Below are 25,942 nucleotides of genomic sequence, written 5' to 3' on the forward strand. Positions count from 1 at the left end.
ATTATTTTTATTATTTTTATATTGAAAGGGCTGCATGTGGCAGCCCGTTGTTATTTTATTTGTTATTAATGGCGTATTTTCCCATAGTTAATACGTCATAAGTAATATTCGCAGCTTCTTCTAAAAACGGGTCAACTGTTTCAAGTTCTTCCGGTAAGTCATCTAAGTTTTCAACTTTTTCTAAACCAAGACGAACAAGGCGTTCATTAGTACGCATCAGGTTACGTTGTTCAATTTCGGTTTTTTCTTTTAGTCGTTCTGTTTCGACCAAAGAAATAGTTTTATCTTCTTTTTTAATTCTGTAACGCTCTACATCCTCATAGATGTAGTTGAATTCTTTTTTAATCCTTTGATTGTATAACTCTGTTAAGCCTTTAACCGTATTTTTATTTTCACCAAAAGTGGTGTAGTTGGCTCTAGCAATACTGTCCCAAGGTAGCGCATTTTCTTCTTGGCTTTCACCCCAATCAGCATGGTCTATTACCGATGGAAACAAAATATCTGGGATGACACCTTTATGCTGAGTACTGCCACCGTTTATCCGATAAAACTTGGCTATGGTAAATTGCACACTGCCCAAAGGGTTTTCGTATAAATCATAAATTCTACCTAACGGGCGGTGTTGCTGCACTGTACCCTTTCCAAAGGTCTGTTCGCCTAAGATTAAAGCTCGATTATAATCCTGCATGGCGGCAGCAAATATTTCGGAAGCAGATGCACTGTAACGGTCTACTAATACTGTTAGTGGTCCATCATAAAACACCTTACCGTCTACATCCTTTTCAAGACGGATCCGACCAGCGCCATCACGAATTTGAACTACAGGACCTTTATCGATAAATAAGCCTGAAAGCAGAGTTGATTCGGTCAAAGAACCACCACCATTGCCCCTCAAATCAACAATAATACCTCTTACGCCTTGTTCATTAAGGCTTTCAATTTCTTTCGCAACGTCTTTGTGTAAATTGTTATAAAAAGAAGGTATTGATATCACCCCCAACTTTTGGTCTTTGTTTGGACCATCTTTAGGGATGTAAACCTCAGATTTTGCAGCGCGATCCTCTAATTTTATTTTGTCTCGGGTGAGCGTTACGACTACTGGCACAGTGGATTCAGATGATCCCTTTACTACCTGAAGTTTTACAACGCTGCCTTTGGGTCCTTTTATCAGTTCTACTACTTCATCTAAGCGCCATCCAATAACATCAACAAACTCATCTTTATCTTGGGCAACACCTACAATCTTATCTTCAGGTTTAATGTTATTAGATAAATCGGCAGGACCGCCAGGCACAACACTACGAATAACAGTAAAGTCATCTTCGCTGAGCAATACGGCACCTATACCTTCAAAAGAGAGGTTCATTTCCATTTGGAAACGTTCTGCATTGCGTGGAGACAAATAACTAGTATGCGCTTCGATGCTGCGGGCGAATGAATTCATAACCGTTTGAAAAACATCTTCGCTAGATGTTTGGGTTAAACGTTTGATTGCACGTTCGTAACGTTTAGTGAGTAGTTCTTGAGTTTTTGGCCAATCTTTACCTGCTAACTTTAAATTAAGTGCGTCATATTTAACTCTCTGACGCCATAATTCATCTAATTCCTCATTACTTTTAGCCCAGTCTGCCTCTTCTCGGTCATAAACAAACTTGTCATTAGTCAATTCAAAATTAAATTCTTTATCTAATAAGCTAAGCGCGTATTCGTATCTCTCGGTTCGACGCTGCATATTAAGTTGATAAATTTCATAGGCAATACTTAAATTACCCCGCTCAATCGCATCATCAAATTTAACCCTGTAAGCAGAGAAACTTTTAATATCTGCAGCGCTAAATACATTACGATTAAAATCTAAAGAGTGAATAAACCGATCAAATATTTTGATCGATAATTCATCATCTAAATCAATCTGTTTATAGTGGGCGCGCAGAAATTGCGAGGACACTCTTTTAGCTGACGCTACGTGTTGCGATTCTTGAGCCAATTTAGGTAAGTCTTTCACACCCAAACTGCTCTCTATTGCTATAGAGCCTGAACTCATCACCAATAAAGCTGATGCCACAGATATACGAATTGATTTAATCATTTATTACCTCTTTGAACGAGCCAATCTCAAGTTTTCCAATTGAACTTTGACCACCATTCCTGTATCTAGTTGCACTTGAATGCCATCTTTACTGACATCAGTAATAGTTGCAGGCATAGGGCTCTTACCAATCTTCACTGTCACAGCGGTTCCTGGGACAATATGTTGTTGCTCTAATCTTTCAGCGGTAGGCTGCTTAACCTTTGTTTGTTCTTTATTAACTACTTTAGACGTAAGTTTAAACTTAGGCGCATCTTTCTTTTTGTAATTGGGTTTGACATCAGTACCCGACGCTTTTAGTTCTTTACGCTTCTCTGCTACTTTGGCTTTACTTTCATCAAGTTGTTTTTTAGCGTGTTCTACGTGTTCATCTTCAATGGCAGCTACATCTTTACCATCTAAATCAATACGCTGCGCGCCCTTTTTGATGCTATGAAGATAACGCCAACTATTAGTGTAGTGTCTTAATGACGAACGTAGTAGTGTTTTACTGACTCGCTCTTCATTTTCTAAACGTTCAGCTAAATCTTGAAAAATACCTATTTTTAAAGGTTTTGCATCACCTTTATTACTAAAACAAGCGGGGAATTGTTCAACTAAAAAGCCTATGACTTCTTTGCTGTTCGAAAATTTTTGTGGATTGTCCATTCATTCTTCTAGTTAGTTAGTGTATTAACGGGGTTCTTGGTGCTCATCATCCCAAGTTGCTAGAAGCTGGTCAACCCAGTCATACAAATCATCTTCATCTATATCGAGTAAATGTGCATCTTCTCGCCAATTTTCCCAAATATATTGGATCATATTCTCTAAAGAGGTGGAATTGATATCTTCATGTGCTTTATCGTAGAGCATATGCAGAATAGTATTTAACCTATCTGTGGCTTCACTAGCCCTATCATCCCAAAAATCCATATCCTCAACAGTTGCGAGCACCACTTGAATATCTATTGTATGTTTCACTAAACAACTCTCCTAGCTTTGAATTCGTCTGAGTTGTAAAAAGTGGCTTGTAATATATCTACTATGAGGCTCAAACCTGATTTATCTTCATGATCAAACCTTGCAATATCCGGGCTGTCTATATCTAATACTGCGATAATTTGGTTGTTTTTGCGAATGGGTAACACTATTTCTGAATTAGAGGCGGCATCACAAGCAATATGACCAGTAAATTGATGTACATCGTCAATCATTTGAATGCAATTGTCAGATACTGCCGTTCCGCACACTCCTTTACCAATTGGAATACGAATACAAGCGGGTTGTCCGTGAAATGGCCCCAAAACCAATTGTTCTTCTTTTACCAAATAAAAACCAGCCCAGTTAACGTTTTCTAAATCCCAATAAAGTATCGCACTAATATTCGCCATATTAGCGACTAAATCTTGTTCTCCAGCAACTATTGCTTCAATTTGTTGAGCTAATTCTGAATAGTGTTGCCGTTTGTTTTCTGCCATTAATCTAACCTTAATTAAAATGTATCTATTTATAACTGTCTTTTAGGGCAAAAATAACTTTTACCCTTGCCTGTGTAGACATTTCTCCTGGTTGGTAACTTTCTGATGCCTGTAATTGTCGCACCCCCAATGATATTGGTGCTACCCCGCCAGTCGATTGTTCTGATATGGATATTACACCCGCTAATTTCAAGTCCAACACATTAGCCATATCCATGGCACGCTGTTTGGCATTCAATAAGGCATGTTTTAATGCCTCTTGATAATGTGCATCGGCTTGACTGTTAGTGAAAATAAATTCATTAATGTTATTTACTCCAAGACTTAATACGGCGTCTATAGACTTTTCGTATTGAGTTAAGGTTTTCAATGTGACCTTAACTTGCCGGGTTAAAATAAAACCTTTTTGTTCCCGAGTATTACCATTGTATTCAACCCAAGGATTAAACTGTACTTGTAATGATTGAACCGCTTTTTTGTCGATGCCAATTTTTATCAAAGCTTGGACCACAGTATTTGTTCTTTCGACGATAGCCGTATTTAGTTCTGATGCGACGCCACCTTTTTGTTCAATTGACAAACTAAAACTAAAACGATCTGGCACACTTAGAACACTACCCACACCAGACACTTCAATTATTCTATGGTGTTGGCCATTAGAATCATCTTCAGCGCTGGCGTAGCCAATCACTAATATCAATAAAAATAAAAACCATTTACGCATTTTAACCTCGATAAGCAGACATTTTTGAGTGAATGACATTTATGATGCCTTCACCGTTATGAACAAAGAATGAATCGACTAGAGTAACGTTATTTAAGGTGGCAGCTTAATAGTTTTAATCCATTAATTTCTGAGATAAAAAAGTGTATTCCAATGCCGTTCGTTTTGCTCTTTCTTGTAAATTAGCAGATGCCGAATGCCCCCCATCAATATTTTCATAATATTCAAAATCATGACCATACTTTTCTAATAAATAAGCCATCTTCCTTGCATGCCCTGGATGCACTCGATCGTCTTTAGTAGAAGTAACAAACATGATTGATGGATAATCACCATCGGGATCAATATTGTGTAGCGGAGATATTTTCTCTAAAAATGCACGTTCATCGGGGATGTCTGGACTACCGTATTCCCCAACCCATGAAGCCCCTGCTAATAACTTGTGATAACGCAACATATCCAACAAAGGTACCTGACAGACAACGGCGTTCCATAAGTCTGGTCTTTGAGTATACATAACCCCCATTAACAGGCCACCATTTGAGCCACCCATTATGCCTAAGTGTTTAGAGGAGGTGATCTTTTTAGCGATAACATCTTCGCCAACTGCAATCATGTCATCAAAAATAACCTGTCGTTTAGTTTTTAGTCCCGCTTGATGCCAATTTGGACCAAACTCTCCTCCACCACGAATATTTGCCAATACATAAACACCACCTTGTTCTAGCCAGTTTTTCCCTAGCAGCCCTGAATAACTCGGTTTTAATGAGACTTGAAAACCACCGTAAGCGTATTGTAATGTTGGGTTTGTTCCGTCAAATTTTATGTCTTTTTGTCGGACTACAAAATAGGGGATCTTTTCACCGTCTTTTGAACTCGTTTGAAATTGTTCAACTACAATATTTGAGGCATCGAAACGAGCTGGGATAGATTTAATCTCTGTGATATCCAGATTGTTTACATCAATTTTAAATAAGGTATCAGGGGCAACAAAACTTTCTTGATTAATAAAAATAATATCACTATCAATATGGGCTGACGAAACTGACATTGAACCGTTTTCAGGCATCGCTAACTTCATCTGTGACCATCTATCAGTAAAGTCATAAATATAGATATTGCTCACAACATTTTCTAACAAGGTTAAGACGAGTGTATTTTTGGTTATAGAAACAGCATCGATAGTGGCTCGCTCATTGGGATGGTAAACCAGTTGTAAGCCTTTTATTTGTTGATTTTGCAGCCAATGTTGGAGATCAAAAGACACTAAATCGCCGCTATCAAAGATTTGTTCTGTACTTTGTGGCGACCATTGTTGCTTCAGAGATAAAACTAATTGCCCTTTGAAAACCCCTTGTACTGCTACCTTTTCAGGTATAGGCAATTGAATTCCTTGGCGTTCGTCATCGGGGAGCCAAAAATATAATGATTCAAAAAATGTCACTGAGCGCACAACCATGTTTAGGTTGTTATCGCCAAACTTAAGAGAAAATGGCCATACTCCTACATCTGTTTTTTCGCCTTCAAATATTTGTTTTGCTTGGGTAAGTGGCTGCCCTCTTTTTAATGACTTAATGATAAATGGGTAACCACTTTCGGTTACAGAGCCTTCACCCCAGTTAGTCGCAATATTGATGTTATCAATATCTTTCCAGCTTACCCCTGTTTTTGCATCTGGGATAAAAAATCCATTTTCAACAAAAGATTGCTTGGCATGATCCCACTCACGTATTTCGACCGAGTCTTTGCCACCATCAGAAAGGGATAACAAGCAACGGTCATAATTACTCTCTAAGCACTCTGATCCTTTATATACCCAATTTTTTTCTTCTAAAGCTGAAAGATTGTCAATGCTAAGCAAATCTTCCCATTTAGGTTGAGACTTAGTGTATTCATCTAAAGTGGTTCTTCGTAGCATGCCTCGAACCTGATTTTCGTCTTGCCAAAAATTGTAAACAAAGCGGCCACGATAAGTACCATAAGGAATTTTATCTTTGGCATTAACAATTTCTAATCCAGCTTCGAGATACTGAGTATAACGACTATCAGCCATTAGTTTATTTAAGGTCTCTTTATTCCAAGCATTGACCTTATCTAAGGCTTGTTTGCCTTCTACTTCTTCCAACCACAAGGGGGCTTCTGCGACTATTTCTGTCATAGGTATGCTTTGTTCCAATTTGTTTTGTGCTTTTTCAGGATTACTACAGCCAGCTAATATAAATGCGCCGGCGATAGTGAGAGAGGTTAAAAATTTTAGCCTCAATTTTTGGCCTTTTAGAATATTAATAAATGCTCTTCTTATTTAACAGAGGGGTTAACTGACTAAAATACATTCAAATATTATCACTTGGTATAAAAACTTCACCTTTCATCAATTTTCTTGCACTTCGGCTCATGGAAACTTTATTAACTGTCCATACTCCATTGTGAATTTGGGTTTGTGCGCCTACCTTTAACGTTCCAGAGGGATGGCCGAAGGTAACAGAATCAAGGTCTCCACCGCCTGCGGCTAAATTGACTAACGTGCCAGGGATAGCCGCAGCCGTGCCTATCGCGACCGCTGCGGTGCCCATCATGGCATGATGTAATTTACCCATTGAAAGCGCTCTGACCGCCAAATCAATAGTCTGTCTATCCACAGTTTTGCCACTCGAAGTCAGATAATCTATAGGTTTAGCTACAAAAGCAATTTTCGGTGTATGTTGGCGACTAACAGCTTCATCAATATGTTTAATCAAACCCATCTTTAAGGCCCCATACGCGCGAATAGTTTCAAAACGATTCAGGGCTTGATTATCACCGTTAATTGCTTCTTGTAGTTCAGTACCTAAATACCCTAGCGCCTCAGCATTTAGAAATATAGTGGGGATACCTGCATTGATCATCGTGGCTTTAAAATCACCCACGCTCGGAACATGCAAATCATCAACAAGGTTACCAGTGGGAAACATGGCTTCATCACCATCAACTGGGGCAACAAATTCGACTTTTACTTCAGCTGCAGGGAAAGTCACGCCATCTAATTCAAAGTCGCCGGTTTCTTGTACCTGACCATCGGTGATAGGCACATGAGCAATAATCGTTTTGTTGATATTAGCTTGCCAAATGCGTACTACGCAGAAACCATTGTCAGGAATACGATTGGCGTCAACCAAGGCATGACTAATTGCAAATGAACCAACAGCGGCGGTTAAATTGCCACAATTTCCACTCCAATCGACAAATGCTGTATCGATAGAAACTTGACCAAACAAATAATCTACATCGTGATCCGCTTGAGTACTTTTAGATAATATGACGATTTTACTGGTACTTGAAGTGGCTCCGCCCATTCCATCGGTTTGTTTGCCGTAGGGATCTGGGCTGCCAATCACTCTAAGTATCAAGTTATCTCTTACCTCACCAGGTATCTGTGCAGATCCTGGTAAATCCGTAAGCTTAAAAAAAACACCTTTGCTGGTTCCGCCGCGCATATAAGTGGCAGCAACGCCTATTTGTGGTTTACAACTCATAAATTTATGTCCTATTTCAGTCTTTCTCTTTATGCCAAGGTAGACTCAAGAAAGTCTTGAGCAAAACGTTGTAGCACACCACCTGCTTCGTAAATACGTACCTCCTCAGCGGTATCTAAACGACACGTCATCGGGACTTGGAGTTGTTCACCATTTTTACGGGTAATATTTAAAGTTAATGTGGCGCCAGCGGCATAATCACCTAAAACATCATAGGTTTCAGTGCCATTAATGGCTAAGGTATGACGAGTGGTGCCGGGTTTAAATTCTAGAGGTAACACACCCATGCCAACTAAATTAGTGCGATGAATCCGCTCAAAACCTTCAGCGGCAATAACTTCAACGCCAGCTAAACGTACACCTTTTGCTGCCCAATCTCTTGAAGAACCTTGGCCATAATCAGCACCTGCAACAATGATGAGTGGTTGTTTGCGCTGCATATAAGTTTCGATGGTTTCCCACATACGCATATTAGTGCCTTCAGGCTCTAATCGGGCAAACGAACCTTGTTTTACTTCACCATTTTCCAGTACCATTTCGTTTAATAATTTGGGATTAGCAAAGGTTGCTCTTTGAGCGGTAAGGTGATCGCCCCTGTGAGTGGCATAAGAGTTGAAATCGACTTCAGGCAACCCCATTTTATCTAAATATTCTCCAGCCGCACTGTCTAACATAATGGCATTAGAGGGGGACAAATGGTCGGTAGTAATATTGTCACCTAAAACGGCTAATGGCCTCATTCCCTTCATGGTGCGCTCTCCTGCCAGCGCTCCTTCCCAGTATGGAGGTCTTCGGATATAGGTACTTTGGGGACGCCAATCATACAAAGGACTTTCTGCAGGTTCGAATGATCCTAAATCAAACATGGGAGCGTAAACTTTTTTAAATTGCTCAGGTTTAACAAACTCAGTCACTATGGCATCAATTTGTTCGTCACTTGGCCAGATATCTTTTAAGGTAATAGCGTTGCCATTTTTATCATAACCTAGGGCATCTTTTTCAATATCAAAACGCATGGTACCCGCGATAGCATAAGCCACCACTAAGGGCGGAGATGCTAAAAATGCCTGTTTAGCATAGGGATGAATGCGCCCATCAAAATTACGATTACCTGATAGAACTGCTGTGGTATATAAATCACGATCCACCGCTTCTTTTTGAATGGCAGGATCGAGGGCACCGCTCATGCCGTTGCAGGTGGTGCAAGCATAACCAACAATACCAAAGCCTAACTTTTCCATTTCTGGCAATAAACCGGACTCTTGTAAATAATACTTGGCCACTTTTGAACCCGGTGCAAATGATGATTTCACCCATGGTTTTCTTAATAAACCTAATTCGTTGGCTTTTTTAGCAATTAAACCCGCTGCTACAACGTTGCGAGGATTACTGGTGTTAGTACAGCTGGTAATCGCAGCAATAATTACTGCGCCATCGGGCATTTCGCCCTCTTTCTGCTCAACTTTATAGGCAATGCCTTTTGAAGCTAAGTCTGCTGTAGCAAGACGACTATGTGGGTTAGAGGGGCCAGCCATATTACGCCCTACTGATGATAAATCGAACTCTAATACACGTTCGTATTCAGCATCTATTAAGTCATCTGCCCAAAGACCAGTATGTTTGGCATAGGTTTCAACTAATTCTACTTGCTCAGGCTCGCGGCCAGTGATTTTTAAATAATCTATGGTTTGTTTATCAATATAAAACATACCCGCAGAGGCACCATATTCAGGGGTCATATTTGAAATGGTGGCACGATCACCTATGGTTAATTCTGCAGCGCCGTCGCCAAAAAACTCAAGATATGCGGATACAACTTTGGCATTTCGTAAAAATTCTGTGATCGCCAGTACAATATCTGTCGCTGTGATACCTGGCTGACGTTTTCCGTTTAATCTAACCCCAACAATATTGGGTAAACGCATCATGGAGGGTCTGCCAAGCATAACTGTCTCTGCTTCTAAACCTCCCACTCCAATAGCAATCACACCTAATGCATCTACATGGGGAGTATGACTGTCTGTACCTACACATGTATCAGGGAACGCCACACCGTCTCGTAATTGAATAACAGGCGACATTTTTTCTAAATTAATTTGGTGCATGATGCCGTTGCCAGCGGGGATGACATCCACATTTTTAAAAGCTGTTTTAGTCCATTCAATAAAATGAAACCTGTCCTCGTTGCGTCTGTCCTCTATGGCTCTATTTTTATCAAAGGCGTCAGGATCATCTCCATTATTTTCTACAGCCAGTGAATGATCGACAATTAATTGAGTCGGCACTACGGGGTTTACTTTCGAGGGATCGCCACCCTGTTCAGCGATTGCATCACGTAAACCTGCCAAATCAACAAGAGCGGTTTGTCCCAAAATATCATGACAAACAACACGTGCTGGATACCAAGGAAAATCCAAGTCTTGTTTGCGATAAATAATCTGCTTTAGGCAATCAGTTAGAATATCTGGCGCGCATCTACGAACCAACTGTTCGGCTAACACGCGGGATGTATAGGGTAACTTAGCGTAAGCACCTTGACTGATAGCTTCAATTGCCTCACGGGTGTCAAAATAGTCAATATTGGTTCCAGCTATTGTGTAACCAGGAAGGGGTTTGCGAAATTCATAATTCATATATAGGCCCACAGAATAGATAAGGAGAGTCAGGCCGATTATTATCGGCCTGTAATTAAGATGTTTTTAACGCTGACTGATAACCGTGACCTTTCTCGGCTCAGAACCTACATAATCGGCACTGGGGCGAATGATACGGTTGTTTGAACGTTGCTCCATGATATGTGCAGCCCAACCGGTCAATCGCGAACAAACAAATATAGGTGTAAATAACTTAGTCGGAATACCCATATAATAATAAGCAGAGGCATGGAAAAAGTCAGCATTGCAGAATAATTTCTTTGTATCCCACATATATTCTTCACAAGCCACTGAAATATCGTAAAGTGAACTATCACCAAACTCTTGTCCAAGCTTTTCTGACCAGGCTTTAATTATCACGTTACGTGGATCCGAATCACTATAAATGGCGTGGCCAAACCCCATAATTTTTTCTTTACGCTCTAACATACCGGCCATCTGTACTTTCGCATCGGCAGGCGAGCTAAACTTCTGGATCATATCCATTGCGGCTTCATTAGCACCACCATGCAGTGGTCCCCGAAGCGAACCAATAGCTCCTGTGACACAGGAATACATGTCAGACAAAGTAGAAGCGCAAACACGAGCAGTAAAAGTAGAAGCATTAAATTCATGCTCCGCATATAAAATAAGCGATACATCCATTACTTTTCTGTGCAGTTCAGAGGGAGCGTCACCGGTTAGCAGTTTTAAGAAATGGCCACCAATAGAATCCTCATCAGTCATACAATTAATTTCAACACCATCATGACTATATTTGTACCAGAAACACATAATGGCTGGGAAAGCAGCAAGCAATCTATTAGAGGCTGTGTGTTGTTCACTAAAGTCTACTTCAGGTTCAAGGTTACCTAAAAATGAACAACCAGTGCGCATGACATCCATTGGATGAGCGTCTGCGGGGATCAGTTTCAACACTGTTTTTAGTGCTTCAGGTAAATCTCGGTGAGTGAGTAACTCTGCTTTATAACTGTCTAGTTGCGCCTGATTTGGAAGTTCGCCATTAAATAATAAATACGCGACTTCTTCAAACGTTGCGTTGTCTGCTAAATCCGACACGTCATAACCACAATAGGTCAGTCCGGATCCTGATTTGCCAACAGTACAGAGTTTGGTTTCACCAGCACTTTGGCCACGAAGACCAGCACCACTTAGTTTTTTTTCAGCCATAATTTATTCCAACTTATATAATTTAAACCCTTGGTTCTATTAATAATTAAGGGTTTTAGGGTTTCTAATGTTGTTTACAGAACGAGATTAAATCGAACGTTACTTGTTTTTACCTTCAGAAAATAGTGAGTCCAGCTTCTGTTCGTAGGCGTAATAACCAAGATAGTCATACAATTCCATGCGTGTTTGCATGCTGTCAACCACCGCTTTTTGATCTCCATTGCTCAAAATAGATTGATACACATTTTCAGCGGCTTTATTCATCGCTCTAAATGCACTCAATGGATAAAGCACCATATCAGCCCCCCACTCACCTAACTCTTTCTTATTCCATAATTCAGTTTGGCCAAACTCTGTAATATTTGCGAGTATTGGCACCTCTAAAGCGTCTGAAAAAGCACGATAGTGTTCTTGTGTTTGTACCGCTTCTGCAAAAATTCCATCTGCGCCAGCTGCAACGTAAGCTTTAGCCCGTTTGATGGAGGCATCTAATCCTTCTTGAGCAAAAGAATCGGTTCGAGCCATAATAAAAAAATCAGGATCAGTACGGGCGTCTACCGCGGCTTTGATTCGATCGACCATCTCTTCAGTAGAGACAATTTCTTTATTAGGGCGATGACCACAACGCTTTTGCGCCACTTGATCTTCAATATGCACAGCTGCAGCACCCGCTTTTTCCATATCGCGTATGGTTTTAGCAATGTTAAAAGCCCCGCCCCAACCTGTATCAATATCGATTAATAAAGGCAGGTCACAGGCAGCAGTTATACGCTGAACGTCAACTAACACGTCGTTTAGAGAGGTTAATCCTAAATCAGGTAAACCATAGGATGCATTAGCAACACCACCTCCTGAAAGATAGATCGCCTGATGGCCTACTTTTTTGGCCATCATCGCTGTATACGCGTTAATAGTGCCAACAATTTGTAAAGGTTGATTGTCTTTTAGTGCTTGACGAAAGCGTTGTCCGGGAGTTTTCATAAGGTATTCATCCTTTTTTCTACGTTTTTACGTGATGCTGAAATATGCCGACGCATTAGTATTTCAGCCAGTTCGCCATCTTGATCTTCGATGGCTTGAATAATGTGGTGGTGTTCAGAGAAGGCTCTTTTGGCACGAGGACTGGCCATACCAAATTGATAACGGTACATGCGCACCAGAAAATATAATTCTTCACATAACAGTCGAATTAACAGTTTGTTACCACTGCCCATTACTATACAAAAATGGAAGTCTAAATCTCCTTCTTCTTGAATATACGCCTCTCCTTGCTGTAATGACTCGTACTGATTGTGCACTTCGAGCAAATGTTTTAAATCTTCAATTTGTTTGGACGTCATATTTTGTGCCGCTAATCGACACGCCATCCCTTCTAAAGATTCTCTTACTCGAAATATCTCAAGTAGTTGTTCTGTCGACAATGTCACCACGCGGTAACCAATGTTGGCTTTGCGCTGAAGTAGGCCGCTGCCTTCTAAGCGGGATAATGCATCCCGTAATGTACTTCGGCTGATGTCGTAATATTTGGCGAGTTCTGGTTCGCTTAATTTAGAGCCCGTTAATATATCTCCCTCAACAATACGCTGACGGAGATCAGTGAATACCGTGTCTGCACGTGTGATACCAGGCGATGTAGTAGTTGATATTTGCAAAGTTTGATTGTCGACAATAAATAAATTATAAAGCTATGGTATAGCTTTATATGTAAATATCAAGGAGAAACTGTCGACAATCCCTCCCTTTGTGAAAATCAAACGGAATTAGTCGAGAACGGCTTCTAAACTAGAAACACAATAATCAACGTTCTTTTGACTGGAACTACAGCCCATTAAACCAATTCGCCAGACTTTACCCGCCAAGTCCCCTAAGCCAGCGCCTATTTCTAAATTAAATTCATTTAATAATCTATTGCGAACTTGTCCATCATCTATACCTGCAGGAATACTAACCATATTCAATTGCGGTAAACGATAAGCTTCTTCAACAACAAACTCTAATCCTAATTTTTCTAACCTTGATTTTAAACTTAAATGGTTTTGCTGATGTCTCGACCAAGCATGTTCTAACCCTTCTTGATGTAAAATCAGTAACGATTCGTGTAAGGCATAAATACTATTAACCGGCGCCGTATGGTGATAGGCGCGTTTAGCTCCCTGCCCCCAGTACCCCATCACTAAGTCCATATCTAAAAACCAACTTTGCACAGGGTGTTTACGCTGTTTAATGACTGAAATAGCCTGCTCACTAAAAGAAACAGGGGACAATCCCGGAACACAAGAAAGGCATTTTTGTGTGCCTGAATAGATAGCATCAATGTGCCAATCATCCACTTTTAATTCGCTCCCCCCTAAAGAGGTCACAGCATCAACTATGCTTAAACAATCGAACTCTTTGGCAAGTTGGCACAATGCCTTGGCATCATTTAACACTCCAGTTGACGTTTCGGCGTGAACAAAAGCTAAGGCTTTTGCATCCGGATGAGCCTGAAGTGTTTCTCTCACTTTATTTAGGTCTGTGGGTTTGCCCCATTCGTCTTGCACCATGATAGCCTGACCACCACAACGCTGAACATTTTGCTGCATACGTCCACCAAACACACCATTTTGGCAAACAATGACTTTGTCGCCTGGCTCAACTAAATTGACAAAAACAGACTCCATTCCTGCAGAGCCAGGTGCCGAAATAGGCATTGTTAAGGCATTGTTAGTTTGAAATGCGTATTGCAATAACTGTTTTACTTCATCCATTAAGTTAACAAACTTTGGATCTAAATGACCAATAGTAGGTCTAGACAATGCTTCAAGAACTTGAGGGTATACGTCTGAAGGACCAGGGCCCATGAGTACACGTGTAGGAGGTATAAAAGATGATAATGATGATAATGACTGAGACATATATATTCCAAACTAAAGCTAAACTTACATTACAATTTTCACAGCATTCAGTCCTAGCTACAAGACAAGTATACCGAGCATAAGCAATATAAATACTCACTCACCTAAACATTTTTGAGTTGAATAAAGAATTAAAAACATTATATAAGAATAATTATGTAGACCTCATAAATAAGTATTAAGGTATTGTTTTTCCAAGATAATTAAATAAACATTGAAAGTTGTTTATTTTTTGTACATAGATGTTCTATTATTACACATCAGGTTTCATTAATTCCACTTCAAGGACGAAGTTTATGATTAGCGCACGGCTCTAATAAAGAGCCCTTCCCCTAAGCCCGAACTAGTAATAGCTTCGGGCATTTTTTTGTCTATGCCACCTCAAAATGCAGCTTTAAGAATGACTGGGATGCTCCACCTAAACTACTTTAAACTCTCGCTGAATTTGTTATTTTGAGGTGGCTTGTGTATTTGAGTTCAACACGCCTTTAAGTCTATTGAAAATCTTTTAGCATTATCCACATAATGTTGAGCAGATTGTTCAAGCATTTTTTGCTGCTTTTCAGGAATAAGTTTAATGACCTTAGCTGGCGATCCCATCACCAATGAGCCATCAGGTATCTGCATGTTTTCGGTAATCAAACTATTTGCACCTATTACACAATACTTACCAATTTTTGCACCGTTTAACACCACACTATTAATACCTATTAAACTATAATCCCCTATCTCACACCCATGCAGCATTACTTTGTGACCTATAGTGACGCCTGTTCCTATGGTTAAAGGTACACCAACATCAGTGTGTAATACTGAACCGTCCTGTATATTACTATTTTCACCAATTGTGATGACATCACAGTCGCCACGGATCACTACATTAAACCAAACGCTGCTGTTTTGTTGTAACACTACTTTGCCAATAACATGAGCACCTGGCGCAATAAATACATCTTCTGCAACCTTGACATGATCATCACCCAAAGAATAAATCATTGATTTTCTCCTATTTGACGCAATAAACCCTCTTGCATTGTTGATGCGACTAACTTGCCTTGTCGATTAAAAAACTGCCCCCGTACTAATCCTCTGGCCCCTCCAGAAAAGGGACTTTCAGCGCAATACAATAACCAATCGTCAAAATCAAAAGAGTGATGAAACCACATGGAATGGTCAATCGTTGCCATACGTATATTTTTATCCCTAGTCGACACTCCGTGAGGATGCAGGGCGGTGGATAAAAGATGATAATCAGAAGCGTATGCCAGCATCACTTGATTAAGGTTAATATTGCCAGACAAAACTTCTTGTGCCTTCATCCAAATATAGCGTTTTGGCTCTTGTACTATCTCTTTAGCAGGGTCAACATAATCAACGGTACGCATATCAATGGGTTTGTGATAACCAATGCTTTCACACATACGTTCAGGCATATCCTGATTCTTACCAAACACTATGTTATCGGACTTTATATCTTCAGGAGGCGGAACATTAGGCATCTCAGCATATTGGTGAGCCAGTCCTGCTTCGGGAGTTTGAAAAGAAGCCGTCATGTAAAAGATATTTCTTCCATTTTGAATGGCTTTTACCCTTCGGGTTGAAAAACTACGACCGTCTCTAACATTCTCCACATCAAATATTACCGGCTTATTTGCATCTCCAGGTAATAAAAAGTAGCTATGGAATGAATGGGTAATTCGCCCTTCGGGCAAAGTGAGTTGAGCTGCAGCAAGGGCTTGACCTAATACCTGCCCTCCAAATAACGCGCGGAACCCTAAATCCCAACTTTGACCACGAAACAAACCTTCTTCAATTTTATCTAAGGTTAACAACTCTACTAGTTTTACTTCTGACATAAGCTCTCTGTCTGTTGATTACACTATGGACATTGACACTAAGTGTGTTGATGTGGATCCTTAGGGTAAAATTTATCAGGTAATTGACCTTGATGGGTAAAAAATCGCGTATCTTTGAAGGGTAATTTCATAAAACCTGAAATCCCAAGACCTTCAATAGTTGGGATGAGATCAATAACATCTTTTAATAAACTCTTAAACTCCAATTCCATATTGTGATTTAGCAACTTGTAATCGCTATGTATTTTAAGGTGAGTAGGTAATGATTCAAATATGATACAGCCTGTATGATGAATACTATTTAATTGACTGATTACAGCCATTAACTGTTTAGGCAGAGTTAATAATTCGTCTGGGTCATCACCATCTTCAAAGTAAGAATGCATATGGGTGTCATGCTCAGCAAGTGATACTGCGCTTAATTCATAAGGTATTTGCATGGTCTTTTTAGGAATAAATGCACTGTTTTCATCTTTTCTTTCAACATGCAACGTATCACGAGCGTTAAACATACAACACTTAAAAACGCCGTTTCGGTTGATGGCTCTGGCAAAATGCACAACATTATTAACCGACGCTTCGAATGACGTTTGTAGTGTTGTATCATATAAGTTCAGACTAGAGTCTATATATACTCCCGTGTCTTCCCACCTTACCGCCAACCCACCCACCACCGGATATTTACCTAAACGACTCACCGCAGCGACAAAGGCTTTTTCGGTATCACCCATGCCTTGCATATAGTTTTTATAATACCGTTCAAACTGAGCATCGTTGATATATCTAAGTTCTTGCTCTGCTTGGTAAACCTCTATTCGCAAAAATGACTTTCGAGAACTGTAAACAACGGTATCAATTTCTTTGTAGTGAGGGCTGACTCTAGAAGGTATAAGTGAAATATGCAGATGATGAATATTTTCATTTAACACCAAATTCTTCATGTATTGCATATTATTAATGAAATAGTCTCCCCCCCGCTCACGCTGCTCTGGCGAATCACTCATCATTGCGGTTAAGGTTTTGGCCAGTTCTTGAGGTAATCCAAGGGAATTTGGACTGATAACCTTATGCCCAAAACGGCTGGATTGACCTGATGCTAGTGCATACAGAGTACTGGCCAAGCCTTGTTCATCAAATCGTACCGAAGATAATCCGCCATTAAGCTGTTCTTCGCCGATAAAATACACGTCACCTAAACGCGCATTAGTTTGCTGCATATCACTAGACATCAAGTCCATGACATTATTCCCCACAAACTGCCCTTGGTGGTCAATTTGCGCAAAAACAGACGAGCCCCAATCGATTAGTCCTACTTGTTCATTGGTTTCATCAAACACTATATTCGAAGGTTTGATATCACCATGAACGATAGGTTTAGTCTGATCTTGTTGTTGATGCCCTCGTAAATACAACAAAATATCAGCAAGTTGTACCGCTATTTTAATCACCAGTTGTACCGTCAAGGGACCATATTTTAGAGATATCTTCTCTAAATCTTCTCCTTTAGCTCTTTCCATCACTAAAACTGACTGTTTTTTAATCCGCTGATATTGGATTAAACGAGGCACATAGGGATGTTCGACTAAGCTCAACATATAAGCTTCTTCTTCTAATCTGTCTTGAACATGTTGAGGCAGATTTATTCGCGAAAATTTAAAAACCTGTTGCTGAGTTTGTGCTGTGTTTTGTGAAATATTTGTCTTTGAAACAGTTCCCGCGAAAGCAAAACCAAATGCACCTTTGCCAATTAATTCAATATTTTGATAACCAAGTAATAACAATTGATCGGTACACAACTTAAACCAATTTTTTAGTTTTTTGGCATCCTTGTGTGACAGCAAATAAATGGATTGCTCATCTGGGATGTAAAAATGTTTTATGTTCGCAGGTGTTAACATCTCAGGATTACCAATTATTCCTCAATTAGCCAATCAACTGAGTACGATGCGCTATCACTTTGGGCCATTAGTGGTGCCAGATCTTGCAAACATTCTTTAATTTGCTTATCTAGTTGCCAAGGTGCATTAATGATAAGCATGCCAGAGCCATACATGCCTCCAGCCTCATTAGCGCCAGTTACGCGTAACTCAATTTTAAGCACGTTTTTGAAAGGATGTTGGGTTAAACTTTCCAGCATAGCTTCACTTTTACCTTTTTTACTGTCGCTGCTTTCAAAGTTTGAATTTGGTGCTTTTCTATCACTTATTAGTGGATACCAAATGGCATAAATCGCTGAATTCCATTTCTTATAGGCCGTTATCACAGTATCCACTACTTGTTGATATTCACTCGCCATTTCATAAGAAGGATCAATAAGCACCATACCCCGTTGCATATTTGGTGGCGTTAAAGCTAATAACCCTTCGTATCCATCCCTATGATGAATAGCGATATTTTTACCGCCAAGATTACTTTTTAAATTTTGTATTTCCTGATTATGCCATTCCATCAAGATCAGTTTATCTTGGGGACGTAACATAGATTTAGCAATTTCTGGTGAACCTGGATATTGATTAAATTCTTTATAAGCTGTAATTAAAGACAAATAATCGCTTATAGCTCTGTTATGGGCTAAATGCCCAGCAAGACGATCAATGCCGTGTTTAAATTCTTTAGTTTTAAGGGCTTCTTCTGAATTTAGCTGATACACCCCTGCACCACTGTGGGTATCAAAATAACAAAACCCTTTGTTTTTGCTTTTAAGCTTGTCGATAATCAACATCTGACAAATGTGCTTTAATACATCACCATGATTACCTGCATGAAAGCTATGTCGATAACTTAACAATAGTGAATTCCTTAATTAACAAATTTATATGAATATTGGCGCTAATATTAAAGCAAAAATAAACCCGCTGTTAGCGGGTTTATAATTTAATTTATATCATTATCTCGTCATCGCTAACATTGTAATTGGATTTTCCAAGTATGATTTCCATAGGTTGTTAAACCTCACCATAGTTGCCCCATCGATAATTCTATGATCCCCCGACCAACTGACATGCATGATGTTGACTGCTTTCACTGCGTCATTTTCATCAAATCTAGGTAATCGTTGAATTTTACCCAGTGCCACAATGGCTGATTCAGGCGCATTAATTACCGGTGTGGCAACCGTTCCACCTAGAACACCAATATTAGAAATGCTGATAGTACCGCCTTTTAGATCACCACTACTTAATCTTCCTTGACGTGCTAGGTCAACTAACTCGTTAGATTTTCTAGCGACCTCTAATAAAGACAGATGCTGCACACCTTTAATGTTAGGCACTACTAGACCAATTTTAGAGTCTACTGCTAGACCTATATTGTGATCGTCGAAATAGGTCACTTCTGAACAATCAGTATTAATTTGGCTGTTTATTATTGGGAAATGACTTAATGCTAATGACATTGCTTTGATAAAAAATGGCATAAAACTGAGTTTGACACCTTCTTTTTCAAATGACGCTTTAAGTTGTGCTCTAGCGTCAATCAATTTATCCATTTCGATTTCTTCACTGACACTAAAATGAGGCACTGTAAAGACCGAATGCATCATATGTTTAGCCATAGCCGCTTGCACACCCCGAATTGGCTCTACGCGTTTTCCGCCTGTTGATACTTGAGTGACTGGAGTGTCAGCAGAAACCATAACAGATTGAATGATCGGCGACGAAGCAGCGCTGAGATCATGTTTTAAAACACGTCCCTTATCGCCACTGCCTGCTATCAGAGATAAATCAACTTCCAATTCTCTCGCTAATCGCCTTACTGCTGGACTTGCTAACGCTTTACTGGTGTGTTTTTTTTCAGTGTTGGTGGGCATTTGTATATCGCTAGAATCGGTATTTGACGACTTAACCTTAATAGCTGCTATTTCTGCGGTGGATACTGTCACATCCTGCGACTGAGAATTATCTTCAGTAATTTCCATGGAAAACAAAGGTGAATGCACTTTTGCAATATTGCCTTCTGCGTAATAAAGCTTAGTCACTACACCGCTATACTTTGCGGGGATTTCTACCAAAGCTTTATCAGTCATTACTTCTACGACTGCTTGGTCTTCAATTATGTTTTGGCCTTCAGCGACTAACCACTTGACCACTTCGCACTCCACAATGCCCTCGCCAATATCAGGCAGAATAAAATCTTGCATAGTTTGCTCCTTATAATTGAGCTAAAAGTTGAGCTGAAAATCAACGCTAAAAATTGACGGTACGTTTTATCGCTTCGAAAGTTTTAAGATGATCCGGCATATATTCTTTTTCATGGGCCAACGGATATGGGGTATCTAACCCACAAACTCGACAAATAGGAGACTCAAGGTGAAGAAAACACTTTTCTTGTACACTTGCTGCTATTTCACTAGCAAAACCAGCTGTTAGAGGTGCTTCGTGATTGATCAATAACCGCCCCGTTTTCTCAACTGAACTGCATACTGTCTCAATGTCCCAAGGTAATATGCTCTGTAAGTCAATCACCTCACAAGAGATGCCTTGTTCTTGAGCCATGGCCGCCGCTTTTTCTATAATTTCAACTTGTGCGCCCCAAGCTAACAAAGTGATATCAGTGCCTTCTTTAACGATATCAGCTTTTCCAAGAGGTAACTGGTAATCCTCTTCAGGTACTTCACCTACTGATGCACGGTATAAACGTTTAGGCTCCATAAATAACACTGGGTTGTCATCACGAATTGACGCTAGCAACAATCCCTTTGCCTGATATGGATTACGAGGAATAACCACCTTAAGACCTGGTACATGAGCAAAAAATGCCTCTGGTGACTGAGAATGATAAAGCCCACCTGCTATTCCGCCGCCGTAAGGCGTGCGAATAGTGAGTGTACCGCATGAAAACTGGCCGCCAGAACGATAACGGAACTTTGCCGTTTCGTTCACAATTTGATCAAAAGCAGGGAAAATATAATCAGCGAACTGGATTTCAGCAACAGGGACTGATCCTTGTGAGGCAAGGCCAGTAGCAAAACCTATGATGCCTTGTTCGGTTAAAGGGGTATTAAAACACCGGCCTTTTCCAAATGTTTGTTGTAGGTTACTCGTGGCTCTAAATACACCACCAAAGTGCCCCACGTCTTCACCAAACACCATGACTTTTTCGTCATCATTCATGGCTGTGATTAGTGCATTATTCACAGCTTGCAGCATATTCATAGTCGCCATGTCATGATCTCCCTGACGTTTTTGGATATGCTTCTGGATACATATCTATATGTGTTTTTAACTCAGCTAATTGTGCCTTTAAGTGCCATGGAGGTGTGTCATACACATCTTCAATGATTTGTTCAATCGGACATACAGGTACTTGTTCAGCAAGTTTTAGCTCTTTTAAAATATCTTGTCTGGTTTGCTCAATAAAAGCTAGGTTGTGTTTTTCATCCAACCAGCCTTTGGATTGCATCCATGTTTTAAATCGTGTTACGGGATCTTTTAACTGCCAGCTCCCCTCCTCGTCTTTTGAACGGTAACTTGTTGGATCATCAGACGTGGAATGTGCTGCTAACCTATATGTCATCGCTTCTATAAGGACTGGGCACTGGTGTGCTAATGCTAATTCTCTGGCTGTTTGGGTGGCAGCGTAAACAGCTAACACATCATTACCATCCACACGGATAGTTCTGACCCCGTAACCTAACCCTCTAGAGGCAATACCATCACCTTTAAACTGTTCTTCTGAAGGAGTTGAAATGGCGTAGCCATTATTTCGACAGAAAAAGATAACGGGACAACTCAGTACCGCTGCCATGTTAAGTCCAGCATGAAAATCACCCTCAGAGGCGGCGCCCTCACCAAAATAACAAATAGTGACAGCTTCAAGTCCGGCCATCTTCTGACCATAAGCATAACCACTTGCTTGGGGGATCTGTGTGCCTAAGGGAGAAGAGATAGTCATAAAATTAAGGGGTTTAGATCCATAATGGATCGGCATTTGCCTACCTTTGTTCAGCTCATTTTGATTACTGAACATTTGGTCCATAAATTCTTTACTCGTAAACCCTCTATAAGCCAATGCACCTTGCTCACGATATTGAGACATTATCATATCTTGAGGTTCTAGTGCGGCGGCACTGGCTACTGTTGAAGCTTCTTCACCGGTACAGGCAAGATAAAAACTGATCCGACCCTGGCGCTGTGCGGCCACCATCCTTTCATCCAACAATCGGACATATTGCATGGTCTGTAGGACTTTCAGCCCTAGTTGTTGGGTAATAGTGGGTAATTCTGCTTGAGGGTGCAGCGTACCGTCTGGTTGTAAAACTTGCAGCATTGGAATATCAATCAGGCCATTTTCAATAACGTTAACCTGATGAACCAGTCCAATATTAGCTAAATGATTTCTATCTTTCATTTATCAACCTATGGCAAAACAAACTAAATTTTTCGTTTGTTTATAAATTGTAATTAGGTTGTTAATTCTAAATTAGAATTGAAAAATTGGCGTTGCCAATTAGCTTATTTAAGGATAAAAAAAGAAATGAAACCCATAATTAGAGATAATAAAGATGATGAATGTCCTAGTACTACTTAGTGATTATACTGCACGTAGTGTGACGAATAATATACTCTTAGGGGTAAATGCTGTATTAATTTTTACTAGACCACATATTATTCTATAAATATTTTTAAAACTCATACATTCCCCGTAGATAGTAAAAACCACCATTAATTCCTATAGGTGAGGTGGCTGGGTATAACGCACCCGCTTCACCACTGAATGGGTTATTGTCTGGGCGGTTATCAAATAAGTTTTTTGCGCCTATTGAGAGTGTAAAGTTGGCCTTGTATTGATAACTGATATCAACATCTAGCGTTATCTCTGAGCCTGCGACAATATCTAATCCTGCAGCTGCATCTAAATGATCTTCATAAAATCCATCGTAGAAATTGAGTCTGAAATTATTCGTTAATTTTTTAAAAGATTGCTTCAAAGACAAACTAGCTCGTTGCGCTGGTAGATTATTTTCAATCATTTTTATACGCTGTTGAGTGAGGTTTGACTCTACATATGTTGAGCCATCAGAATCAACTCTATTATATAAGGTGACTCTATCAACGACAGTATCAGTCCAGTTATAATTAAACATAAAACGGCTTTGAGTATTAAATATGTAGGTTTCGTAATTTATCACCAAGTCTAAACCTTGAGTGGTTGAATCAAAGTCATTAGTAAAATATTTCGCACTTCCATAACTGGTAGCTTCTGTTATGCCTGCAGCCACTAGAGTTTGAATATCCTCTTGACTTAAGGTTAATGCCGAAGTGGTACTGATTCGATCGAAAAGTTGGATATAGAAGTAGTCCAAAGTGAAATAGAACCGCTTAGCTATTTTTCCGACTATGCCAAAACTTGTATTGAGAGATTCTTCGGGACGAAGCGGTGTAGCGCCAAGTTGAATAGAAATTGCGTTGGTGGGTGGTAATGTCGCTTGGTCTTCTAAACCATTGGCTGAAAAAGCCGTTGTCACGTTAACAACGTTGCTTTGGCCTACTGTTGGAGCCTTAAACCCTGTACTCATTGACCCACGTAATGTCAGCGACTCATTCAATATCATTCGCGCAGACAGTTTTCCATCAAATGTAGCACCAAAATCACTAAAATCTTCATACCGTGCGGCAAGACCAAATAAAAATGCATCGCTCATATGTACTTCAAAGTCTGTGTAGAATGCCCAATTTCCACGACTCCATTCACCCGATGATTGAGGGTTATATCCAGGAAAACCGTTTGATCCAACGCCAAAGCCTTGAGACAAACCAGTATTAGGATCAAACGCTAAGTCACCTAACGCATAAGAAGCCAAATCCCCTTCTTTTTGTCGATAACTTTCTTTCCTCCATTCAAGGCCTGTGGCAAAATTTATCGTATATTTTTCATCTATATTAAATTGTTTAAACAGATCTAAATTAACATTTTTTTCTAGTTGGCTGGCTAAACCCGGGTTAAAAGAAAAAGGAGTGTTTGGACCTAAAGATGGGTTAACTGTGCGACTTATCTGGTAATCAATTTCAGAATATCCAACACCCACACTCAGATCGTAATCCCACGCAGAGGATGTTTGACCTTTAATACCTAACACCCAAGATGCATCGCTTATTGTACCGCCAAATAGTGGAGTAAATCCGCCAGGTAATATTTCATTAAATGAAAAACAGTTTTGCCCTAATGCTGTAGATTTATCCGCAATAAGTAGAAAATTACTATCGTCTAATACATTGTTATCAGTTATGGGTATTTCTGGGCAACTAATGCCTTGACCAGTCCCGTCTAAGTCAGCAACCAATAATGTGGGTGCACTATTTTTATCTGTTGTACCTTCAAATAAGCCGTCTCGGGTATGTGGATTACGAAAATAGAACCCTCCTTGTATTTTTCTTTGGGCTAGATTACTGAATGAATAAATTTGGTTACTGGTATTAAGCTGGTATCCCATATTAATTAAAGACTTAATATTATAGTTTACCTCCGGACTACCCCAAACCTGTGCTGGATTGGCCACGTATTCATTTCCTGCCTCAGATAACGCCAACGCATCGTCTCGTTGTACACTTCTATCTGTGGCTCCTTGCTGTTTAAATTCTGTACTTATATTAATAAAACCATTGCTACCAAGTGGTAACCCAAGGTTGCCTTGAATTTGTAGTAATTCCCCATCACCCTCAGAGAATTGACCTAATCTAACATCGACCATACCTCCTTCATCATTGTCATTAAGCACAAAATTAATCACACCCGCAATTGCATCAGAGCCGTATTGCGCTGCAGCACCATCACGCAGCACTTCAATTTGTTGTAAAGATGACGCCGGTATATTTGATATATCAACACCTTGTGCTCCATCTGATAAACCGCCACCTAAAAACGTGATAGCTGAAGATCTATGGCGTCTTTTACCATTTACTAGAATCAAGGTATGGTCAGAAGCCATACCTCTTAAGTTGGCAGGGCGCACTAAACTGGATGCGTCATTTATAGGTTGATCATTAACGTTAAAAGATGGCACTAAAGTAGCAAGCATAGAAATAATATCCGTATCCCCCTGCTGGATAAATTCAGCGACCCCAATAATGTCTAGTGGGACGGGGGAATCAATTATTGAGCGAGGTGCTGATCTTGTTCCTACTACTGCAATCTTTTCCATTTCAATTGAGGAAAATACATTTTGAGTTGTCTTTGTTGCGGCTAAATTCATCAGTCCAATACGCTCAAATTGAATAATCGCTTTTACACTCAGTCCTTTTTCATCTTTTATTGGGTATAACCCTGTGCCTTCTAGCAATTTAACTAAGCCTAATTCAACAGTGTAATTACCGTTTAAACCGTTAGTCACTTCATGCTCTGCAAGTTCGACAGGAAATAAAAGCGTAGAATTAGCTTGTTTGGCAAATAAAATAAGCGCTTTATCTGCCGCTTGAGGAGGAATATCGAACTGATATTTATTCTCTGCAGATGACTGAAATGAAATAATTATTAATAAAACGAGTAAACGCATATAATCACAGATAAATCTGGCAACAATTTGCAGTTTAGCACGTATATTTTTTTTAGAAAATGGCTAGCTAAAGCGAATACAATAGCCTTATTTGTT

Annotated in this window: 20 protein-coding genes; all 20 read right to left on the reverse strand. The window is 39.9% G+C overall.

From position 1 onward, the window contains the following. Positions 1 to 55 precede the first annotated feature (55 nt). Positions 56 to 2,089, reverse strand: coding sequence for a carboxy terminal-processing peptidase (gene prc, locus CXF95_RS10440; protein WP_101198589.1), 2,034 nt, complete (start codon positions 2,087 to 2,089; stop codon positions 56 to 58). A 3-nt stretch (positions 2,090 to 2,092) separates the two neighbouring features. Then, entirely contained in the window at positions 2,093 to 2,737 is a 645-nt protein-coding gene (proQ, locus tag CXF95_RS10445) for an RNA chaperone ProQ (RefSeq protein WP_101198590.1), read from the reverse strand. A 24-nt stretch (positions 2,738 to 2,761) separates the two neighbouring features. Next, positions 2,762 to 3,049 carry a hypothetical protein gene (locus CXF95_RS10450; RefSeq protein ID WP_101198591.1) on the reverse strand — a complete coding sequence of 96 codons (288 nt, stop codon included), beginning with the start codon at positions 3,047 to 3,049 and terminating at the stop codon, positions 2,762 to 2,764. Further along, on the reverse strand, positions 3,049 to 3,546 hold the full coding sequence (locus CXF95_RS10455) for a GAF domain-containing protein (protein ID WP_101198592.1): 498 nt from the start codon (positions 3,544 to 3,546) through the stop codon (positions 3,049 to 3,051). Before CXF95_RS10455 ends, CXF95_RS10450 begins: the two co-directional genes overlap by 1 nt. 25 nt (positions 3,547 to 3,571) lie before the next feature. After that, on the reverse strand, positions 3,572 to 4,309 hold the full coding sequence (locus CXF95_RS10460) for an SIMPL domain-containing protein (protein ID WP_232787757.1): 738 nt from the start codon (positions 4,307 to 4,309) through the stop codon (positions 3,572 to 3,574). A 76-nt stretch (positions 4,310 to 4,385) separates the two neighbouring features. Next, positions 4,386 to 6,533: a prolyl oligopeptidase family protein gene (locus CXF95_RS10465; protein WP_101198593.1), complete on the reverse strand. Its 2,148-nt coding sequence runs from the start codon at positions 6,531 to 6,533 to the stop codon at positions 4,386 to 4,388. A 70-nt stretch (positions 6,534 to 6,603) separates the two neighbouring features. Further along, positions 6,604 to 7,782, reverse strand: a complete 1,179-nt coding sequence (prpF, locus tag CXF95_RS10470; protein ID WP_101198594.1) for a 2-methylaconitate cis-trans isomerase PrpF — start codon at positions 7,780 to 7,782, stop codon at positions 6,604 to 6,606. Between the two features lie 29 nt (positions 7,783 to 7,811). Continuing rightward, a complete protein-coding gene (gene acnD, locus CXF95_RS10475; RefSeq protein WP_101198595.1) occupies positions 7,812 to 10,415 on the reverse strand; it encodes a Fe/S-dependent 2-methylisocitrate dehydratase AcnD in 2,604 nt (867 codons plus the stop codon). A gap of 66 nt (positions 10,416 to 10,481) precedes the next feature. Continuing rightward, positions 10,482 to 11,606: a 2-methylcitrate synthase gene (gene prpC, locus CXF95_RS10480; protein ID WP_101198596.1), complete on the reverse strand. Its 1,125-nt coding sequence runs from the start codon at positions 11,604 to 11,606 to the stop codon at positions 10,482 to 10,484. Between the two features lie 99 nt (positions 11,607 to 11,705). Continuing rightward, positions 11,706 to 12,587: a methylisocitrate lyase gene (gene prpB, locus CXF95_RS10485; protein WP_101198597.1), complete on the reverse strand. Its 882-nt coding sequence runs from the start codon at positions 12,585 to 12,587 to the stop codon at positions 11,706 to 11,708. Next, entirely contained in the window at positions 12,584 to 13,258 is a 675-nt protein-coding gene (locus CXF95_RS10490; RefSeq protein ID WP_101198598.1) for a GntR family transcriptional regulator, read from the reverse strand. Before CXF95_RS10490 ends, prpB begins: the two co-directional genes overlap by 4 nt. 108 nt (positions 13,259 to 13,366) lie before the next feature. Next, complete coding sequence (locus CXF95_RS10495) at positions 13,367 to 14,500, reverse strand: alanine--glyoxylate aminotransferase family protein (protein ID WP_101198599.1); 1,134 nt, start codon at positions 14,498 to 14,500, stop codon at positions 13,367 to 13,369. A 477-nt stretch (positions 14,501 to 14,977) separates the two neighbouring features. Beyond that, the gene (locus CXF95_RS10500; protein ID WP_101198600.1) at positions 14,978 to 15,496 is read right to left on the reverse strand and encodes a gamma carbonic anhydrase family protein; all 519 of its coding nucleotides are present in this window, start codon (positions 15,494 to 15,496) and stop codon (positions 14,978 to 14,980) included. Next, positions 15,493 to 16,356, reverse strand: coding sequence for an acyl-CoA thioesterase domain-containing protein (locus CXF95_RS10505; RefSeq protein WP_101198601.1), 864 nt, complete (start codon positions 16,354 to 16,356; stop codon positions 15,493 to 15,495). Before CXF95_RS10505 ends, CXF95_RS10500 begins: the two co-directional genes overlap by 4 nt. A 38-nt stretch (positions 16,357 to 16,394) precedes the next feature. After that, a complete protein-coding gene (locus CXF95_RS10510; protein ID WP_101198602.1) occupies positions 16,395 to 18,254 on the reverse strand; it encodes a protein kinase in 1,860 nt (619 codons plus the stop codon). A gap of 14 nt (positions 18,255 to 18,268) precedes the next feature. Next, the gene (locus CXF95_RS10515; RefSeq protein ID WP_101198603.1) at positions 18,269 to 19,144 is read right to left on the reverse strand and encodes a 23S rRNA (adenine(2030)-N(6))-methyltransferase RlmJ; all 876 of its coding nucleotides are present in this window, start codon (positions 19,142 to 19,144) and stop codon (positions 18,269 to 18,271) included. Between the two features lie 99 nt (positions 19,145 to 19,243). Beyond that, complete coding sequence (locus CXF95_RS10520; RefSeq protein ID WP_101198604.1) at positions 19,244 to 20,494, reverse strand: 2-oxo acid dehydrogenase subunit E2; 1,251 nt, start codon at positions 20,492 to 20,494, stop codon at positions 19,244 to 19,246. A gap of 46 nt (positions 20,495 to 20,540) precedes the next feature. Further along, entirely contained in the window at positions 20,541 to 21,518 is a 978-nt protein-coding gene (locus CXF95_RS10525) for an alpha-ketoacid dehydrogenase subunit beta (RefSeq protein WP_101198605.1), read from the reverse strand. A 1-nt stretch (position 21,519) separates the two neighbouring features. Continuing rightward, positions 21,520 to 22,704, reverse strand: coding sequence for a thiamine pyrophosphate-dependent dehydrogenase E1 component subunit alpha (locus CXF95_RS10530; RefSeq protein WP_101198606.1), 1,185 nt, complete (start codon positions 22,702 to 22,704; stop codon positions 21,520 to 21,522). 274 nt (positions 22,705 to 22,978) lie between these two features. Further along, positions 22,979 to 25,846: a TonB-dependent siderophore receptor gene (locus CXF95_RS10535; RefSeq protein WP_101198607.1), complete on the reverse strand. Its 2,868-nt coding sequence runs from the start codon at positions 25,844 to 25,846 to the stop codon at positions 22,979 to 22,981. Positions 25,847 to 25,942 lie beyond the last annotated feature (96 nt).

It is taken from the genome of Paraglaciecola sp. MB-3u-78, assembly GCF_002835935.1.
In the GTDB taxonomy this organism is placed as follows: Bacteria; Pseudomonadota; Gammaproteobacteria; order Enterobacterales; family Alteromonadaceae; genus Paraglaciecola.

Coding starts and splice junctions, on each gene's coding strand:
- prpF (WP_101198594.1), bottom strand. CDS start 7,782: ATGAGTTGTAAACCACAAATAGGCGTTGCTGCCACTTATATGCGCGGC.
- prpC (WP_101198596.1), bottom strand. CDS start 11,606: ATGGCTGAAAAAAAACTAAGTGGTGCTGGTCTTCGTGGCCAAAGTGCT.
- CXF95_RS10525 (WP_101198605.1), bottom strand. CDS start 21,518: ATGGCGACTATGAATATGCTGCAAGCTGTGAATAATGCACTAATCACA.
- proQ (WP_101198590.1), bottom strand. CDS start 2,737: ATGGACAATCCACAAAAATTTTCGAACAGCAAAGAAGTCATAGGCTTT.
- prc (WP_101198589.1), bottom strand. CDS start 2,089: ATGATTAAATCAATTCGTATATCTGTGGCATCAGCTTTATTGGTGATG.
- CXF95_RS10530 (WP_101198606.1), bottom strand. CDS start 22,704: ATGAAAGATAGAAATCATTTAGCTAATATTGGACTGGTTCATCAGGTT.
- CXF95_RS10460 (WP_232787757.1), bottom strand. CDS start 4,309: ATGTCATTCACTCAAAAATGTCTGCTTATCGAGGTTAAAATGCGTAAA.
- acnD (WP_101198595.1), bottom strand. CDS start 10,415: ATGAATTATGAATTTCGCAAACCCCTTCCTGGTTACACAATAGCTGGA.
- CXF95_RS10455 (WP_101198592.1), bottom strand. CDS start 3,546: ATGGCAGAAAACAAACGGCAACACTATTCAGAATTAGCTCAACAAATT.
- CXF95_RS10500 (WP_101198600.1), bottom strand. CDS start 15,496: ATGATTTATTCTTTGGGTGATGATCATGTCAAGGTTGCAGAAGATGTA.
- CXF95_RS10520 (WP_101198604.1), bottom strand. CDS start 20,494: ATGCAAGATTTTATTCTGCCTGATATTGGCGAGGGCATTGTGGAGTGC.
- CXF95_RS10505 (WP_101198601.1), bottom strand. CDS start 16,356: ATGTCAGAAGTAAAACTAGTAGAGTTGTTAACCTTAGATAAAATTGAA.
- prpB (WP_101198597.1), bottom strand. CDS start 12,587: ATGAAAACTCCCGGACAACGCTTTCGTCAAGCACTAAAAGACAATCAA.
- CXF95_RS10510 (WP_101198602.1), bottom strand. CDS start 18,254: ATGTTAACACCTGCGAACATAAAACATTTTTACATCCCAGATGAGCAA.
- CXF95_RS10495 (WP_101198599.1), bottom strand. CDS start 14,500: ATGTCTCAGTCATTATCATCATTATCATCTTTTATACCTCCTACACGT.
- CXF95_RS10535 (WP_101198607.1), bottom strand. CDS start 25,846: ATGCGTTTACTCGTTTTATTAATAATTATTTCATTTCAGTCATCTGCA.